We start from the raw sequence: 16,234 nt of genomic DNA on the forward strand, positions 1-16,234 counted from the left end.
ACAGCAGGCATGACCTCGACAGCGAGTGGACGTGGGCAGTAGAGATAACTATCGGTTTCTCTACCGGCAGATGCCACCGGAGTCTCCAACGCGAGTCGAACAGTCACTCGGTCGTGAGTAACGTTATTCCCGTCGAGTCGCGAAGGGAGTCGTAAGACGATGACAGAGCGCCGGTCAGTTCGAGACCAGATTGCCGAGTGCGGTCTGGTCGCAGTGATCAGAGGAGTCGACGAGGCAGACGCCGTGTCAGCCACACGAGCACTGGTTGACGCGGGCGTGACGGCACTGGAAGTCACCGCAGACGGACGTCACACGGCCGAGACGGTCGCGACGCTGGATCGAGAATTCGCAGACGAGGACGTCCTCGTCGGGGCGGGAACTGTCCTCGACGCCGAGACAGCCCAGGCGGTAATCGACGCGGGCGCCTCGTTCGTCATCTCACCGCACCTCGAGCCGTCGGTCGTTCGGACCTGTAACCGCCACGGCGTGCTCCCCGTGCCAGGCGTGATGACCCCTACGGAGGCGGTGCGCGCCCTCGAAGAGGGGGCCCGCGTCCTCAAGGTGTTCCCCGCGAGCACGCTCGGGCCGGACCACCTCTCTGCGCTCCAGGGGCCTCTCGGCGACGTCGACCTCGTCCCGACCGGCGGCGTCTCGAGCGAGAACGTCGAGGCGTTCTTCGATGCCGGTGCGATGGCGGTCGGCGCGGGTGGCTCGCTGGTCGACAGCGAGGCGATCGCCGACGGTGATTTCGACCGCGTTCGCGAGCACGCCGAGACGATGGTCGAAGCCGTGGCGGCGGCCCGCCACGGCGGGAACGAATCGTAACTGGGTCGCCGGGGACGCACGTACCAGCCCCACAGTCAGTCGGATTCCGTGACCTTCACAATTTACTACGATTGAGGTAACGTTTTATTCCCGGCAGTCGTCGTGGCGTGTATGGACGTGATCACTGTCGAGCCGGGCGCCGGCGAGCCCACCCGACTCGAGCGGCCGAGACCCGAGCCAGGATCGGGGGAGGCGCTCGTCCGGACCCTGCGCGTGGGCGTCGACGGGACCGACCGAGAGGTGATCGCCGGTCACCACGGCGAGCCGCCCGAGGGAGCCGATCGGCTGGTGCTGGGTCACGAGGCTGTCGGCGTCGTCGAGAAGCCGGGAGGGACCGACTTCGCGGTCGGTGACGTGGTCGTTCCGACGGTCCGCCGGCCGCCGAACGGGTCGAACGCGTACTTCGAACGCGGTGAACCGGACATGGCACCGGAGGGGGAGTACGTCGAGCGCGGCATCGCCGGCGCTGACGGCTTCATGGCCGAGTACGTCACCAGTCCCGCCGAAGACCTCGTCCCGATCCCCGAGGACCTCGCTCACCTGGGCTTTCTCGTCGAGCCGGTGAGCATCACCGAGAAGGCTCTCGAGTACGCCCTCGCCAGCCGCGAGCCCTTCGAGTGGGACCTCGAGTCGGCGCTCGTGCTCGGCAACGGCTCGCTCGGCTTGCTAACACTCGCGATCCTCACTGACGTACTCGAGGTCGAGCGGGCGTACTGTCTCGGCCGGCGGGACCGGCCCGATCCGACGATCGACTTCGTCGAGGACCTCGGTGCAACCTACGTCGACTCCCGCGAGACGCCGGTGCCGGAGATTCCCGACGTCCACGAACCCGTCGACCTCGTCTACGAGGCGACGGGCTACGCCAGACACGCCTTCGAGACGATCGAGGCGCTCGCACCGAACGGCGTCGGCGCGCTCGTCGGCGTCCCCGGAGACTGGGAGTTCGAGATCGACGGCGGGCGACTCCACCGCGAATTCGTACTTCACAACAAGGCACTCGTCGGCACTGTAAACTCCAATCGGGACCACTTCGAGGCCGCCGTCGACACGCTCGGGGACCTTCCCGACTGGGTGTTCGAAGACCTCGTGACCGGCGTTTACGGGCTCGAGGAGTACGAGAAGGCCTTCGACGAACGTGACGACGTGATCAAGACCGCCGTCGAGTTCGATTCGCTGTAGTCGAGTCGTCTGCGAGACGAGCAGTTTCGCCGTTCGCTCGAGAACGTCTAGAGCGACCGGACGATGAAAACAATTACTATCTTTGGTGTGAATATTTAAACACATGGGAGTCGATTACTCACAGCTTCGCGACCCGAACGCGGAGTATACGATGCGGGAGCTTTCCGCGGAGACGATGAACGTCACCCGCGAGCGCGGCGGTGGGCGAGACGTCGAGATCACGGACGTCCAGACGACCATGGTCGACGGCAACTTCCCGTGGACGCTCGTGCGCGTCTACACCGACGCCGGAATCGTGGGGACCGGCGAGGCCTACTGGGGTGCCGGCGCGCCCGAACTCATCGAACGAATGGCCCCGTTCCTGCGTGGGGAGAACCCGCTCGACATCGATCGCCTGACCGAACACCTCGTCCAGAAGATGTCCGGCGAAGGCTCGATCGGCGGCGTCACCGTCACCGCCATCTCGGGCATCGAGGTCGCCCTCCACGACCTCGCGGGCAAGATCCTCGAGGTGCCGGCCTACCAGCTGCTGGGCGGCAAATACCGCGACGAGGTCCGGGTCTACTGTGACTGCCACACCGAGGAGGAAGCCGAACCGATCGCCTGCGCCGACGAGGCCGAACGCGTCGTCGAGGAGCTCGGCTACGACGCGCTGAAGTTCGACCTCGACGTCCCCTCGGGTCACGAGAAGGATCGCGCGAACCGTCACCTCCGGAACGCCGAAATCGAGCACAAAGCGAGCATCGTCGAGGCCGTCACCCAGCGGGTCGGATCGCGCGCCGACGTCGCCTTCGACTGCCACTGGACGTTCTCCGGTGGCTCTGCGAAACGCCTCGCAAAGCGCCTCGAGGAGTACGACGTCTGGTGGCTCGAGGATCCCGTCCCGCCGGAGAACCACGACGTCCAGCGGTCGGTCACCCAGTCGACGACGACGCCTGTCGCCGCGGGTGAGAACGTCTACCGCAAACACGGCCAGCGTCGCCTGCTCGAGGAGCAAGCGGTCGACATCGTCGCCCCGGACATGCCGAAAGTCGGCGGGATGCGCGAGACCCGAAAGATCGCGGACCTCGCGGACACCTACTACGTTCCCGTGGCGATGCACAACGTCTCCTCGCCGGTCGCGACGATGGCGAGCGCCCACGTCGGCGCAGCGATCCCGAACGTACTGGCCGTCGAGTACCACAGCTACGAACTCGGCTGGTGGGCAGACCTGGTCGAGGAAGACGTCATCGAGGACGGCTACATCGAGATCCCCGAAGAGCCGGGGCTGGGTGTCACCCTCGACATGGACGCCGTCGCTGAGCACATGATCGACGGCGAAGAACTATTCGACGAGGCCTGACGGTGGACCAGACGGCAGTCAGGGTTCCGGCGGATCACCGCGCCTGAACAGCGTCTCGACGTTGTCCGGATCGAAATCCTCGGGCGTGACCTCACCATCTGCATCCAGCGCCCGCGCGAGGTAGGTGACGCTGTTGATCAATCCGAGGTGAGAGAACGCCTGCGGAAAATTCCCCAGTAACGTGCCGTCTTCGGGATCGATCTTCTCCGAGTAGAGCCCGAGCGGGCTGGCGCACTCGAGGACGTTCTCGAAGTACTCGCGGGCGCGCTCGAGCTGGTTCGAGAGGACGAGCGCGTCGACGAGCCAGAACGAACAGAGCCCGAAGGCCTCCTCCTCGTCGCGCCGGATGTCGGAGTCGACGAACCGGACGACCAGTCCGTCCTCGGTCGTGAGCCGATCACAGACGGTGTCGATGGTCGACTGGACGCGCTCGTCCTCGGGCGGCAGGAACTCGTAGATCGGTATCAGGAGTGCGGTGGCGTCGATCGCCTCGTCGCTCTCGAAGTGCTGGACGAAACTGCCTGCAGAGTCGCTGTAGCCGCGTTCTTCGATCGCCTCGCGAATCGCCTCGCGCCCCTCGCGCCACCGGTCGAGTGGCGCGTCGAAGCCGTTCTCGGTCGCGAGCGCGAGTCCCCGATCGAGCGCGACCCAGCACAGCAACTTCGAGTGCAGGAAGTGCCGACGCTCGTCGCGAAACTCCCAGATGCCGGCGTCTTTCTTCTCCCAGTTATCACAGACGAAGTCGACGAGTTCGCAGATGGCACTCCACTCGTCGTCGGTGATCGTCGTCTCCTCGTCGAACTGGACCGTCTCGTACAGCGCCTGAACGATCGTCCCGTAGGCGTCGATCTGGAACTGTGGCGCGGCACCGTTTCCGATTCGGACTGGCCCCGTGTCCCGGTACCCCGAGAGGTGCTCGAGTTCGATCTCCTCGACGTCGGTCTCGCCGTGGAGACCGTACAGCGGCTGGATCTCGTCGGGGCCGCGGCGGGCGAGTTCCGAGAACCACTCGAAGTAGTGTCTGGCCTCCTCCCGGTGACCCGTGTCGTGGAGCGCCTGCACGGTGAACTTCGCGTCACGAATCCAGTTGTAGCGGTAGTCCCACGTGCGCGGGTCGCCGATCTTCTCGGGAACGGAGGTCGTCGCCGCCGCCGGAATCGCCCCCGTCTCGTGGTGGATCAGGAGTTTCAACACCAGTTCCGACCGGACGACGTGTTCGTGCCAGTGCTCGGGCATCGACGCAGGCGAGCCGTCCCGTCCACCCAGCCACTCCCGCCAGTAGTGCTTCGTCGCCTCGAGTGCCTCGTCGCGGTCGACCGACGCGAGCGGTTCCCGGCCGCCGTACTGGACGCCGATCCAGCAGCCCTCGTCGGCCTCGAGGGTCACCGTGCCGTCGACTCGCCCCTCGTCTGCGACCACCTCGAGGTCCACGTCGTCGTCTGCGTACAGCCCGAGTCGTTCGGTGTCGCCACAGGCCAGCACGCCGTCGTTCATCCGGTCGAACGAGGGATCGACTCTGGCGTAGTCGAACCGTGGTGCGAACTCCACACCGAAGTCGACCCGACCGCGTTCGCACTCGAGTCGACGGTAGAGTGCCTGCTGGAAGCGCTCGTCGCCGTGTCCGGGAGCTTCGTGTTCCCGGATCGGCATGAAATCGAGCACCCTTGCCTGTCCGTCGTCGGTTTCGAAGGTCGTCTCGAGGACGTTCGTCCGGTCGAGGTAGCGGTGACTCGACTCGAAGTCGGCCACCGGCGAGACGGCGAAGTGACCGCCGCGGTCGGCGTCGAGCAGCCGTGCGAACACACTCGCGTCCTCGAGATGCGGGAAACAACACCAGTCGATCGAGCCGTTTCGACCGACGAGCGCGCACCGGTCGTCGTTCCCGACGACACCGTACTCGGAAATCGGTAGATACTCCATACGCCCGACGTGTCTACGTTGCGCTCGCGTACGTAAACGCGGGCCAGCACACGCCGGGGACAGTCGTGGGGGTCCGGGATCGGCCCTCGTTCAGCATCCGTCGATCGGCTCCACCCACACCGGCCAACGACCGTCGACTCGTGCCGGTGGAAGGTTTACGTCCCTCCTCGAGGTGGAATCCCCCGTGACGTCGAATCGGTCCACGCTGTCTCGCAGACGATTGCTTCGCCTGACCGCCGTCGCCGGCATCACCGGAGCCACCGCGACGACGGGCTTCGCTGCCCGCGGCGACCGCGTCGTCGCCCAGGAGTACACCGACGTCTACGAGGAGACGATCGACGACGTCGTCCTCGTCACCCCGGTGACGGCCACGGATCCAGCCGAGGACGGCGATCCCGGGACGCCGGATCCCCCCGACCCTGAGGAGGAGGTCCCCGCTGGCCTCGGTTCCGGCTTCGTCGTCGACGACGTCGTCGTGACGAACGACCACGTGGTCGGGGACGCAGACGCAGTCGAACTCCAGTTCACCGACGAGCAGTGGCGAACCGGAGAGGTCCTCGGCACCGACGACCACAGCGACCTCGCCGTCCTCGAGGTCGACGACGTGCCCGACAGCGTCGAGGGCCTCTCGCTCGCCGACGACGATCCCGAGGTCGGACAGGAGGTACTCGCACTCGGTAACCCACTCGGCCTGGACGCCTCCGTCAGTCAGGGAATCGTCAGCGGCGTCGATCGGTCGCTGCCGAGCCCGACCGGCTTCGCCATCCCCGCCGCCATCCAGACCGACGCCGCCGTCGACCCCGGTAACAGCGGCGGACCGCTCGTCACCCTCGACGGCGACGTCGTCGGCGTCGTCTTCGCCGGGGCCGGACGGACCGTCGGCTTCGCTATCCCCGCCCAGCTCGTCTCGCGCGTCGTCCCCGAACTCCGCGACGAGGGCGAGTACGCCCACCCCTACCTCGGCGTCGGCACCGAACCGGTCGGTCCGCTGGCCGCTCAGGTCAACGACCTCGAGGACGCCCGTGGCGTGCAGGTCGTCGAAACCGACCCCGACGGCCCCGCAGCGGACGTCCTCGAGACCGCAGACGAGGTCGCCCTGGTCGACGGACGCCCGATCCCCATCGGCGGCGACGTCCTCGTCGCCATCGACGACGAAGCGGTCCCCACACAGGAACGGCTCACGACGTACCTCGCACTCGAGACGAGCCCCGGCGACGAGGTCGACCTCGAGGTGATCCGCGACGACGAGCGCGAGACCGTCGACGTGACGCTCGACGAGCGGCCGGACGTCGACGTGCCCTGATGCGGTTCGCTGTACGTCAGTTCCGGCGCAACCGCGACCCAGGCGGCGGTTGCGCCGGGACATTTGGCGAATGTCCTGTGATGTGGTGTCGAATCACGCTCATCCGACGTCACGCACTCACCACACCACACCACACCACACCACACCACACCACACCACACCACACCACACCACACCACACCACACCACACCACACCACACCACACCACACCACACCACACCACACAGGTGCTCGCGAGAGTCTGGAGACCGACGCCAGCGTCTCGAGTTTCTCACTTGCGGCACCGATTCTCGACGTCGGCTTCACTTTCACTCCGCTTGGCCGGGGTATAAGCCCGTTCCACCATCAGGGTCCAGTAGGGGTGTACAGTCGGACTCCTCGAGTGTCTCAACTCCGCCGGAATACCCTGTTCACCCGTTTCGAACGCAGACTGACCATGGTCGCTCAAAACCCACGACTCGGTGCGTGCCCTCGATGCGGTAGTGAGATCCATCGCGGGCACACGCTGATCGAGTACGAGGCAACGGACGGGCCGTCCGTCTGGGCATCGTGTCCCGACTGTCGCGACGTCGTCAGTCCCGAGTAATTCGCTATGTTCCGAGAATTGAAGCGCGTCTTCGTCTACTCTGGCTCGACAGAAGTGCTGGTCGAGTGCCGCCAGTGCGGGTCGAAACTCGAGCACGACGCCGGGTCGTGTCCACACTGTGGGAGTTCGGAACTCGCCCGCTACGAACTGTGACGACTTCCATCTCGCAACGACTACACACTCGTCGTGGGTGACGTTAGCCGCACTCGAGCCCGGCGGCTCCCTCGAGGAGCTGTCGCCACTACTCGTCGATTCCCTCGACGTCGTCGACGTCCTCGGGGATGTCCTCGAGTTCCTCGTCCGTCGCTTCGGCGTCTTCCAGCTCCTCGATCTCCTCGGCGTCTTCTCGGGGCGCGTTCTGGGTCCCGAGGTCGCTGTCGCCCTCTGAGACCTCGTCACGGTCGCGGTCGATCCGCTCGAGTTCCTCGCCGATCTCTGCTTCTCGTTCCGCCTCGACCTCGTTCGCGCGGTCGGCGTCGTCTTCGGCCATGATACTCGCGGTTCGCGGCCTGCAGGTTTGTCCGTCGGGCCGTCGCCTGCAACGTCGGCCGAGGGGATTGCGAGAGCGGCGGGTCGTCGAGGCTGAAGACGCTACGGGAACCTGTCGCTCGAGCGAACGTGCCGGCGGACACGAAAGACAGATAAAAGGCCGCGGAGTGTGAACGGATAGATATGGACGTTCCGTACGACCTCACCTCGTACGTTCGGGTGTTGAAGATGGCGACGACACCCACGACAGAGGAGTTCCTTCAGGTGTCGAAGATCGCCGGTGCTGGGATCCTGCTCGTCGGGTTCCTCGGCTTCATCATCGGCAGCGTCATGCTGCTGTTGACCGGCGGCGCAGCCCCCGGTGGTGGCTTCTGATGGGCATCTACGCGGTCAAGACCACGGCGAGCCAGGAGCAGACCGTCGCCGACATGATCATCAACCGCGAAGAGCCCGAAGTCCACGCCGCACTCGCGCCAGATTCGTTGACTTCCTACGTGATGGTCGAAGCCGACGACCACAACGTGATCGAGCGCGTGCTCGAGGACATTCCCCACGCCCGGAGTATCGTCCCCGGCGAGTCGGACATCTCGGAGGTCGAGCACTTCCTCTCGCCGAAACCCGACGTCGAGGGAATCGCCGAGGGCGACATCGTCGAACTCATCGCCGGCCCGTTCAAAGGCGAGAAAGCACAGGTCCAGCGAATCGACGAAGGCAAAGATCAGGTCACCGTCGAACTGTACGAGGCGACGGTTCCGATTCCGGTCACGGTGCGGGGCGACCAGATTCGCGTGCTCGACAGTGATGAGCGCTAAGGCGCTCATCAAGCAGTCAGCGCGGTGCAACCGCGCTGAATATAGCGACGAACGATAGTTCGTCGAACCATGCGAACGGGCGCGTTGCGCCCGTGAGCATCCGACGAGCGGTAGCGAGTCGGTTCACTCGGTGTGAGCGACGTGAGCACCGAGAACGTTTTGTACTAAATTTTGCAAGGAGCGGTGAGCGAACGACGTGAGCGAACCCGACGCAGTAAAATTTAGGAGCGCGACGGTTCCGATTCCGGTCACGGTGCGGGGCGACCAGATTCGCGTGCTCGACAGTGATGAGCGCTAAGGCGCTCATCAAGCAGTCAGCGCGGTGCAACCGCGCTGAATATAGCGACGAACGATAGTTCGTCGAACCATGCGAACGGGCGCGTTGCGCCCGTGAGCATCCGACGAGCGGTAGCGAGTCGGTTCTTGCTGACTGGTTCCGTCACCACTGGCACGGTCGCTGTTTTCGCGCCGGCCCGACTCGTCCGTGGACGGAGACGTTACGTCCCGCCGTGGCTCGGGGCGGCCACCTCACCACCGATTTCCGTATGGTCGGCAGCGACGAACTCGACAGTGACCGTCATCGGCTCGTCGACGTGGCGGTCGGCCGCTGCGACGAGTCGCTCGACGAGCGCCGGATCGGGACCCTGTTCGGGGCCAGAGAGGACGATCACGAGCTGGTCGAGCGAGCGAATGGGATAATCGTCACCGAGTTCGACCGACACCGCCGTCGTCTCGACGCCGTCGAACGCCGGATCCGCGAGCACTGCGTCGACGTCGGTTTCGACGTCCGACTCGAGCTGTGCGGCCTCGAGTTCGACGAGCGTCGCACCGACGAGTGGGACCAGCAGCGCGACCATCAACAGGCCGGTAAGCGTCGCCATCGCGATGGTCTGTTTCCGGGCCGTCGTGACGGCAAACAGGTTCGCTGGCCGGTATTCGGCCGCCCAGAGGGTAACCAGCGCAGCGAAGTTGATCGAGAGCGTGTTGACGAGGACGAGGACCATCGCTCCGACGGCAGCACCGTAGATCCCCCAGCTGACGGCGATCCCGACGGCCGCGGCCGGGGGGATGAGTGCCGCGGCGATCATCACGCCGACGATCGCCTCGGAGAGTTCCCGCGTGAGACTCAGGACGCCCGCGACGCCAGCGCCGAGGGCGATCAGGAGCGCGAGCAGGTTCGGTGCGACGCGTTCTTCGAGTTCGGCGACGGCGACGATGTCGATCCCGGCAGGCTCGAGGCCCACCAGCCGAGTGATACTCGCGAGACAGATTGCACCGAGGATCGCGATCGTGATGCCGCTGATCTGGTAGACGAGTCCGGTCGACTGGAGGGCTGGATCGTCGACGACGGTCCCGACGCTCGTAGCCAGCGCCGGGCCGATCAGCGGGGCGATGACCATCGAGCCGACGACGACCGCCGGGGAGTCGAGCAAGAGTCCCGCGGTCGCGACGATCGCGCTGACGAGCGTCATCGTCGCGTAGACGGGAAACGTCGGCGTCAGCCCCGCCGCTTTCGCCTGCAGTTCCTGTCTCGAGATTCGGTCACCGCCGATGGCGCCTCGAGCCGATCTCGACCGGGGGTAGTCGGTCTGTTCGGAGACGATCGCCTCGGCGTCGATGACGACGGCGCTGGCGTCGGTCCCGATGCCAACCTCGCGTAAGCGATCGAGAACGCGTTCGACCGCGTCACTCGGGAGTGGGAACCTGACGGCAGCGGCGTACTCCTCGTCGCTGACCGACTCGCTGACGACGTACCGGATCTCTTCCTCCTCGAGGACCTCGAAGACGGACTCTTCGCTGCCAGCCGGGATCAGGACCTCGACGTACCGCACGTCGAACGCGTACGTCGAGCGGGTACAAACCAGTTGGTTCGGGTGGCGATGACACTCTCGCACGTCGAACAGTCGATGCGACGCGGGTCGTCGCCTGCAGACGATCTGGCCGGCCCCGAGGAGTCGGGTGACAGTTACCGCTTCAGTTCGGTTGCGATCCGTTCCATGTCAGCCTCGGATTCGATCTCCTCGAGCAGTTCCTCGCGCTGGCGGACGTCTTCTGCGTCGGCGTCGTAGGCGCGGACGTACTCGGCGCGGCTGTGTTCGGTGAACGCGTGTCGGATCGCGAGGTAGCCGTCGGGGACGACGGTGCCACAGACTTTACACTCTCGTCGCTCGTGCTCGGTCGCCTGATGAACGACGAGGTCCTCGACGTCGCCGAAGACCGAGCCGCAATCGTCGATGCCACATTCCCAGGCCATTCGTCGACACATCGACGGGGAGACGTAATGGGTTTTTCGTCGGCGCGACGACGGACGTTCATATTAGGCGTCTCGAGTTCGAATAGACTGTGACCGCGGGAGCCGTCCGGAGTCGAAATCGCCCGCGACACGCTCGAGACCGGCACGCACGCCACTGGCGAACGAATCAGAACCACTAACTCACCGCTCACGAAACGTGTTCTCGTGAGCGACGGCGAAGCGACGCGAGTCGACTGCCACGTGAAGGTGCTGAACGAACGAGTCGTCGAGCGAGCGCGCCGGGCCGGGCTCGACGTGCTCGTCTACGCACCCCACTTCACGCGACTCCCCGAAATCCGCCAGCAGGCCGCAGAATACTCGAGCGACGACCTCCTCGTGGTTCCCGCACGCGAAGTGTTCACCGGGACCTGGAAGCACCGCAAGCACGTCCTCGCGATCGGACTTTCCGAACCTGTGCCCGATTTCATCCCGCTCGAGGCGGCGATGGCCGAGTTCGAACGGCAGGACGCGACCGTACTCGCCCCGCATCCGGAGTTCGCCAACGTGAGTCTCGCCGCCGAAGACATCGCGACCTACCGCGAGGCCATCGACGCGGTCGAGATTTTCAACCCGAAGCACTTCCCGTGGCACAATCGCCGTGCCCGCGATATCGCTGACCACCTCGAGATCGCGCCGTTTACCTCCTCCTACGCCCACCTTCCGGACTCCGTCGGCGTCGCCTGCACGGCGTTCGACGCCACCATCGAGAGCGAAGCGGATCTCTGTCGAGCGTTCGCGGAGGATACGGCCCGGCGGATCGTCTACGACAACGGGGCGACCCGACTGCGGACGACCGCAGGCGAACTCGCCCACCTCGTCTACGAGAACACCTGGGAGAAGATCGACCGCTTTTTCCTGCAAGGACTCGAGCCGACGCACCCCCGTCACATCGCCTACGACGGCCGGTTCGAGGACGTGGCGCTGTACTGAGCGTCGCCGTACTGTCGGTTCATAGTACTGGGACTCGCTGTCCCGAAGCCGTCGTGCCATCCTGAGTGTCTCGAGTACCGATCACCGACCACCGGTCACCGATTACCGATCATCGACGTGCTCGAGCGTCTCGGCGACCCGGTCCCAGTGGCTTCCCTTCCAGAAGTACTGACTGCAGTCCTGACAGCACCAGACGGACGTCTCGGCGGGGGCTGGAGCGTACTCGGGCGTCGACTCGTCGGGTGGAACGCGCTCGAGCCGGCCGTTACAGCGCCCGCAGCGGTCGGGCTCGTCGGCGAGCGTCAGGTCGACCCCCGCGGCACCGAGTTCTGCGAGCTGATCCTCCACGTCGTGAGACTCGAGCAAGAGTGCGTCCTCACCACGACTCGCGAGCTGGACGTCTCGTGTGAGAAGCGTCCGTTCGTCCGCGCGAGCGCGCTCGAGCAGGGCGTCGTCGGCCTCGAGCCCCACGTCGCCAGCGTAGACGGTGTCGTGGTTGCACATTCGCAGGTAGGCGACGAGGCCGCCGCACATGACGTCGAGGAGGAACCGTCGACTCATGTCTCGAAATCCGTGACTCTACCGGTCAGTGCAAGAACGCCTGCAGGTCCTCGAGGTCCCAGCAGTTGATCACGTCTGCGGGCTCGGCCCAGCCGCGGCGGGCGGTGTGGATGCCCCACCGGACGAACTCGAGCGTGGCAGGCTGGTGGGCGTCGGTGTCGATCGCGATCGTCGCACCCTCCTCGAGGGTCGCCTGGACGGCGCTCCCCCAGAGGTCGAGCCGGCGTGGATCCGAGTTGACCTCGAGGGCAGTCCCGCTGTCTGCGGCCGCTCGAGCGAGGCGGGTGACGTCGAAGTCGAGGCCGGAACGCTCGTTGAGCAGACGACCGCTCGGGTGGCCGAGCACGTCGACCGCGGGATTCTCGACTGCCCGGACGAGCCGCTCGGTCGCGGTCTCTGCGTCCTGAGAGAGCGCGCTGTGCGGTGAGGCGACGATCACGTCCAGCGCGTCGATCACGTCCGCAGAGAGGCCGATCTCACCCTCGGCGTCGACGTTGGCCTCGACGCCCGCGAGCACCGTGATCTCTCGGTTGGCGTCGATCTCGCGAATCCGTTCGGCCTGCTCGAGCAGTTCATCCTCCGAGAGCCCGACGCCGCCGACGATCCCCGGTCCTTCGGCGTGGTCGGCGACGGCGTAGTAGTCGTAACCCAGCGCTTCGGCGGCGTCGACCATCGGCTCGATGGAGGTGTTGCCGTCGGACCACTCGGTGTGGGTGTGGAGGTCGCCCCGAACGTCCTCACGGGTGAGCAGATCCGGTAGTTCGCCCGCCTCGGCGGCGTCGATCTCGCCGCGATCCTCGCGCAGTTCGGGTGGGATCCACGGCAGCCCGAGCGCCTCGTACATCCCCGCTTCCGTCTCGCCGGCGACGCGCTCGCCCACGCGCTGGTCGGATTCGTGGTCCTCGACGTCGGAGACGTCGAACGCGCCGTACTCGTTTAGCTTCATCTCGCGGTCGATCGCGTAGTTGCGCAGCCTGACGTTGTGGTCCTTGCTCCCCGTGAAGTACTGCAGTGCAGCGCCGAACTCCCCGGGGACCACCACGCGGAGGTCGACTCGAATCTCGCCGACCCGGACGCTGGCCTTCGACGGCCCGGACTCGATCTCCGCATCGACGGACTCCCAGTCGACGAACGCCTCGACGACGTCCTCGCCGGCCTCGGTCCCAGCGAGCACGTCCACGTCGCCGATCGTCTCCCGCCAGCGCCGGATCGAGCCTGCGACCTCGACCCGCTCGACTGCGTCGAGGCTCTCGAGAAACGCGAGTACGTCGTCGGCCAGCGGCCGACCTTCACCCAGCAGCTGACGCTGCCCGACCTGCCGGGCGAACTCGAGGTTCTCGCGGATGTTTTCCTCCGTCTTGGGGCCGAAGCCCTTGACCTCCTGAATCTCCCCGGCCTCGGCCGCCTCCTCGAGATCGTCCAGGGTCTCGATCCCGAGTTCGCGGTAGAGTTTCCCCGCCGTCTTGGGGCCGACGCCCTCGATGCGCGTGAGGTCGGCGATGTCGATCGGTAACTCCTCTTTGAGAGCCTCGAGTTCTTCTATCTCGCCGGTCTCGACGTACTCGACGATCTTTCCGGCGATGGCGTCGCCGACGCCGTCAATCTCCTGTAAGACGTCCTCGTCGCCGGCCTCGACGCGGTCGGCGATCGGCACCGGGAAGGCACGGACGTTCTCGGCGGCGCGGCGGTAGGCTCGCGGCTTGTACTCGACCTCGTCGGCCTCGAGCAGGTCGGCGAACTCCTCGAATCGGCCCGCGAGTTCGGCGTTAGTGACCATCACCGACCCCTCCGTGAACTGCCACCGTCGTCCTTGCCGAGGGCCTTCTGGAGGAACGACATCCAGCGCTTGCGATCGGCCGCCTGCTGGGCTTTCTGCTCGCGCTCGAGATCCGTGGGACCGAGGCTCTCGAGGGCGTTCAGCGCCCGATCGATGCCGATGACACTCCGGGCGAGCTCCTCGCCTTCTTCCCGGGTGATGTCGCCCTCCTCGATCCGCTGGACGCGCTGGAGGCGTTCCCGGCGCAGGTTCTTCTTCGCTCGCTCGACGCGCTCGCGTTCGCCCGGCGGCACCGTGTCGCGGCGCTTGATCTCGAAGACGAACGTCCGGAGGTCGATCTCCTCGCCCTGAACCTCGATCGTCTCCGGGATGTCCGCGCCGACGGTCGCCCCCTCGCGCTCGACGCGCTCGAGCAGCTGTTTGCGCTCGTAGGCTTGCACACTCTCCGTTCGGGTCCGGCGACTCAAAAAGCTATACCGAGCGGCTGGTCGTCGTACAGCTACTCCAGTGAGTCTGCGTCGCCGTTTTCACTCGAGTCGTCCGCCCCTCCGCGCTGGGAGAGTTCCTGATCGATCATCAGGAGGCCGGGGCCGTCGTCTCCGACGTACCTGAGTTTGTCGAGGATACCCTGTGCGGTCGCCTCCTCTTCGACCTGTTCGGCGACGAACCACTGGAGCATGTTCTCGGTGGCGTTGTCGCTCTCTTTGCGGGCGAGTGCGACCAGATCGTCGATCATCCCGGTGATCTCGACTTCGTGTTCGTAGGCGGCCTCGAAGGCGTCGGCCGGACTGTCCCACTCCGTCTGTGGGCTGTCGATTGCCTCGAGAGTCACCCGACCGTCACGTTCGATGACGAACTCGTAGATGCGCATCGCGTGTTCGCGCTCCTCGTCGGCCTGAGCGCGCATCCACGACGCAAACCCGGGGAGTCCCTCCGCCTCGTAGTAGGCCGCCATCGAGAGGTAGAGGTACGACGAGTAGAGTTCGGCGTTGATCTGCTCGTTCAGCGCGTCTTCGATCGGTTCAGAGAGCATAGTAGCTAGGCGAACTATTCGGAGAGCGCATCATCCTTGGGGTGGTCCTGGCCAGACCCCAGCATCCGAATCCGGAGACAGAACCGCTGGACGCTGTCGACGCTGACACCGCTGGCGACACTGCCGACGACAGCGCCATCGTTCGCCCGCAGAGACTCGAGCCTGCGACCGTAGCCGTGAACGGATCTGGCAGAACCCCAACTCCCTTAGCCATGCCACCCTTACCCACCTGCAATGGCCACGTGCGACGTCTGTGGAAAAGACGAAAGTATGCCGTACAACTGTCGGCACTGCGGCGGGACCTACTGTGCCGACCACCGGCTGCCGGAAAACCACGACTGCTCTGCGCTCTACGAGTGGAACGATCCGCAGGGCGTCTTCGACAGCGGCTTCGACGACAGCGTCCAGTCAGGCGGGGGCTCGAGCGCCTCGAGTCTCACGGACAAACTGCGGATCGACACGGGGCCCGGCGGGCCGCTCGCGTACTTCCGCGGGAACATGACCTACACCATCCTCGCGCTGATGTGGCTGACGTTCCTCTTTCAGTGGCTCGCGCTCACGGTCGGTGGCTGGCCGCTCCACGACGCGCTGTTTACCCTCTCGACAGCCCACCCCGAGTACGTCTGGACGTGGATCACGTCTATCTTCGCTCACAGTCCCATCGGCGTCTTCCACATCGTCGCCAACAGCATCGTGATCTTCTTCTTCGGGCCGCTCGTCGAGCGCTACGTCGGCTCGCTGAAGTTCGTCCTGCTGTTCATCGTCAGCGGCGTCCTCGCCGGTCTCGGCCAGATCGGCATCTCGATCGCGCAGGGTGAACCCTCTGCCGTCCTCGGTGCCAGCGGTGCCGCGCTCGCGATTATGGGCGTCATCACCATCCTGAACCCGAACCTGCGGGTCTACCTCTTCTTCATGATCCCGATGCCGCTGTGGGTGCTGACCGGTGGATTCGCGCTCATCAGCCTCGGGCTGGTCGCCGGCGGCTCGGCAGGAGCGTTCAACGTCGCCCACGCGGCTCACCTCGTCGGCCTCGTGGCCGGACTCGCCTACGGCGAGTACATCAAGCGAACCCAGAACCTCCGTGCGCCGAACCAGCTCCAGCTCGGCGGTGGTGGTCCCGGTGGGCCGGGTGGCCCCGGTGGACCGGGCGGTCCCGGCGGCCGTCGCCGATTCTGACCCGATT

At 65.7% G+C, this 16,234-nt stretch carries 17 protein-coding genes and 1 pseudogene; 10 read left to right on the plus strand and 8 right to left on the minus strand.

All coding sequences use genetic code 11. The features are described from left to right. Positions 1–159 precede the first annotated feature (159 nt). The 3 genes from B1756_RS04570 (at position 160) to B1756_RS04580 (ending at position 3,346) form a co-directional block, all read left to right on the plus strand. Entirely contained in the window at positions 160–825 is a 666-nt protein-coding gene (locus B1756_RS04570) for a bifunctional 4-hydroxy-2-oxoglutarate aldolase/2-dehydro-3-deoxy-phosphogluconate aldolase (protein ID WP_086887485.1), read from the plus strand. A gap of 111 nt (positions 826–936) precedes the next feature. Next, complete coding sequence (locus B1756_RS04575) at positions 937–2,004, plus strand: glucose 1-dehydrogenase (protein WP_086887486.1); 1,068 nt, start codon at positions 937–939, stop codon at positions 2,002–2,004. A gap of 103 nt (positions 2,005–2,107) precedes the next feature. Continuing rightward, positions 2,108–3,346, plus strand: coding sequence for a mandelate racemase/muconate lactonizing enzyme family protein (locus B1756_RS04580; RefSeq protein ID WP_086887487.1), 1,239 nt, complete (start codon positions 2,108–2,110; stop codon positions 3,344–3,346). Between the two features lie 18 nt (positions 3,347–3,364). Here B1756_RS04580 and B1756_RS04585 read toward each other — a convergent pair whose 3' ends face one another. Further along, positions 3,365–5,266 carry a glycoside hydrolase family 15 protein gene (locus B1756_RS04585; protein WP_086887488.1) on the minus strand — a complete coding sequence of 634 codons (1,902 nt, stop codon included), beginning with the start codon at positions 5,264–5,266 and terminating at the stop codon, positions 3,365–3,367. A 184-nt stretch (positions 5,267–5,450) separates the two neighbouring features. Between B1756_RS04585 and B1756_RS04590 the strand changes: the two genes are divergently transcribed. Beyond that, on the plus strand, positions 5,451–6,569 hold the full coding sequence (locus B1756_RS04590; RefSeq protein ID WP_228434472.1) for a S1C family serine protease: 1,119 nt from the start codon (positions 5,451–5,453) through the stop codon (positions 6,567–6,569). 437 nt (positions 6,570–7,006) lie between these two features. Beyond that, positions 7,007–7,156: a DUF7837 family putative zinc-binding protein gene (locus B1756_RS20335; protein WP_479687224.1), complete on the plus strand. Its 150-nt coding sequence runs from the start codon at positions 7,007–7,009 to the stop codon at positions 7,154–7,156. A 241-nt stretch (positions 7,157–7,397) separates the two neighbouring features. Here B1756_RS20335 and B1756_RS04600 read toward each other — a convergent pair whose 3' ends face one another. After that, positions 7,398–7,646 carry a hypothetical protein gene (locus B1756_RS04600; RefSeq protein ID WP_086887491.1) on the minus strand — a complete coding sequence of 83 codons (249 nt, stop codon included), beginning with the start codon at positions 7,644–7,646 and terminating at the stop codon, positions 7,398–7,400. A gap of 182 nt (positions 7,647–7,828) precedes the next feature. Between B1756_RS04600 and B1756_RS04605 the strand changes: the two genes are divergently transcribed. The 3 genes and pseudogenes from B1756_RS04605 to B1756_RS18990 all read left to right on the plus strand — a co-directional run. Beyond that, complete coding sequence (locus B1756_RS04605) at positions 7,829–8,020, plus strand: protein translocase SEC61 complex subunit gamma (RefSeq protein WP_086887492.1); 192 nt, start codon at positions 7,829–7,831, stop codon at positions 8,018–8,020. Beyond that, positions 8,020–8,457: a transcription elongation factor Spt5 gene (locus tag B1756_RS04610; RefSeq protein WP_086887493.1), complete on the plus strand. Its 438-nt coding sequence runs from the start codon at positions 8,020–8,022 to the stop codon at positions 8,455–8,457. The genes B1756_RS04605 and B1756_RS04610 overlap by 1 nt, the downstream gene beginning before the upstream one ends. Before the next feature lie 214 nt (positions 8,458–8,671). After that, positions 8,672–8,755: pseudogene (locus B1756_RS18990) on the plus strand (transcription elongation factor Spt5); the annotation flags it as partial. Between the two features lie 199 nt (positions 8,756–8,954). Here B1756_RS18990 and B1756_RS04615 read toward each other — a convergent pair. Further along, positions 8,955–10,289 carry a TIGR00341 family protein gene (locus B1756_RS04615; RefSeq protein ID WP_086890042.1) on the minus strand — a complete coding sequence of 445 codons (1,335 nt, stop codon included), beginning with the start codon at positions 10,287–10,289 and terminating at the stop codon, positions 8,955–8,957. 134 nt (positions 10,290–10,423) lie between these two features. Beyond that, positions 10,424–10,711 (minus strand): DUF7565 family protein, encoded by a 288-nt coding sequence (locus B1756_RS04620; RefSeq protein WP_086887494.1) that lies wholly within the window; start codon positions 10,709–10,711, stop codon positions 10,424–10,426. 204 nt (positions 10,712–10,915) lie between these two features. Here B1756_RS04620 and B1756_RS04625 point away from each other — a divergent pair, with 204 nt between their 5' ends. Continuing rightward, positions 10,916–11,680 carry a PHP domain-containing protein gene (locus B1756_RS04625; protein WP_086887495.1) on the plus strand — a complete coding sequence of 255 codons (765 nt, stop codon included), beginning with the start codon at positions 10,916–10,918 and terminating at the stop codon, positions 11,678–11,680. Between the two features lie 102 nt (positions 11,681–11,782). Here the strand turns inward: B1756_RS04625 and B1756_RS04630 are convergent, their stop codons facing one another. The 4 genes from B1756_RS04630 to B1756_RS04645 are packed head-to-tail and all read right to left on the minus strand — an operon-like array spanning position 11,783 to position 15,051. Continuing rightward, positions 11,783–12,241, minus strand: a complete 459-nt coding sequence (locus tag B1756_RS04630) for a Mut7-C RNAse domain-containing protein (RefSeq protein ID WP_086887496.1) — start codon at positions 12,239–12,241, stop codon at positions 11,783–11,785. A 25-nt stretch (positions 12,242–12,266) separates the two neighbouring features. Beyond that, the gene (gene polX, locus B1756_RS04635; protein WP_086887497.1) at positions 12,267–14,018 is read right to left on the minus strand and encodes a DNA polymerase/3'-5' exonuclease PolX; all 1,752 of its coding nucleotides are present in this window, start codon (positions 14,016–14,018) and stop codon (positions 12,267–12,269) included. Next, the gene (locus tag B1756_RS04640) at positions 14,018–14,458 is read right to left on the minus strand and encodes a DUF5788 family protein (RefSeq protein ID WP_086887498.1); all 441 of its coding nucleotides are present in this window, start codon (positions 14,456–14,458) and stop codon (positions 14,018–14,020) included. The genes polX and B1756_RS04640 overlap by 1 nt, the downstream gene beginning before the upstream one ends. A 59-nt stretch (positions 14,459–14,517) precedes the next feature. Further along, a complete protein-coding gene (locus B1756_RS04645; protein ID WP_086887499.1) occupies positions 14,518–15,051 on the minus strand; it encodes a ferritin in 534 nt (177 codons plus the stop codon). Positions 15,052–15,285: 234 nt separating this feature from the next. Between B1756_RS04645 and B1756_RS04650 the strand changes: the two genes are divergently transcribed. After that, positions 15,286–16,227 carry a rhomboid family intramembrane serine protease gene (locus B1756_RS04650; protein ID WP_086887500.1) on the plus strand — a complete coding sequence of 314 codons (942 nt, stop codon included), beginning with the start codon at positions 15,286–15,288 and terminating at the stop codon, positions 16,225–16,227. The last annotated feature ends 7 nt before the right edge of the window (positions 16,228–16,234 follow it).

The organism is Natrarchaeobaculum aegyptiacum (genome assembly GCF_002156705.1).
GTDB lineage: Archaea > Halobacteriota > Halobacteria > Halobacteriales > Natrialbaceae > Natrarchaeobaculum > Natrarchaeobaculum aegyptiacum.

Excerpts from the sequence above, each read along its gene's own strand:
- polX (WP_086887497.1), bottom strand. The coding sequence starts at position 14,018 with ATGGTCACTAACGCCGAACTCGCGGGCCGATTCGAGGAGTTCGCCGAC.
- B1756_RS04600 (WP_086887491.1), bottom strand. The coding sequence starts at position 7,646 with ATGGCCGAAGACGACGCCGACCGCGCGAACGAGGTCGAGGCGGAACGA.
- B1756_RS04575 (WP_086887486.1), top strand. The coding sequence starts at position 937 with ATGGACGTGATCACTGTCGAGCCGGGCGCCGGCGAGCCCACCCGACTC.
- B1756_RS04650 (WP_086887500.1), top strand. The coding sequence starts at position 15,286 with ATGGCCACGTGCGACGTCTGTGGAAAAGACGAAAGTATGCCGTACAAC.
- B1756_RS04605 (WP_086887492.1), top strand. The coding sequence starts at position 7,829 with ATGGACGTTCCGTACGACCTCACCTCGTACGTTCGGGTGTTGAAGATG.
- B1756_RS20335 (WP_479687224.1), top strand. The coding sequence starts at position 7,007 with ATGGTCGCTCAAAACCCACGACTCGGTGCGTGCCCTCGATGCGGTAGT.
- B1756_RS04610 (WP_086887493.1), top strand. The coding sequence starts at position 8,020 with ATGGGCATCTACGCGGTCAAGACCACGGCGAGCCAGGAGCAGACCGTC.
- B1756_RS04570 (WP_086887485.1), top strand. The coding sequence starts at position 160 with ATGACAGAGCGCCGGTCAGTTCGAGACCAGATTGCCGAGTGCGGTCTG.
- B1756_RS04645 (WP_086887499.1), bottom strand. The coding sequence starts at position 15,051 with ATGCTCTCTGAACCGATCGAAGACGCGCTGAACGAGCAGATCAACGCC.
- B1756_RS04630 (WP_086887496.1), bottom strand. The coding sequence starts at position 12,241 with ATGAGTCGACGGTTCCTCCTCGACGTCATGTGCGGCGGCCTCGTCGCC.
- B1756_RS04580 (WP_086887487.1), top strand. The coding sequence starts at position 2,108 with ATGGGAGTCGATTACTCACAGCTTCGCGACCCGAACGCGGAGTATACG.
- B1756_RS04620 (WP_086887494.1), bottom strand. The coding sequence starts at position 10,711 with ATGGCCTGGGAATGTGGCATCGACGATTGCGGCTCGGTCTTCGGCGAC.
- B1756_RS04585 (WP_086887488.1), bottom strand. The coding sequence starts at position 5,266 with ATGGAGTATCTACCGATTTCCGAGTACGGTGTCGTCGGGAACGACGAC.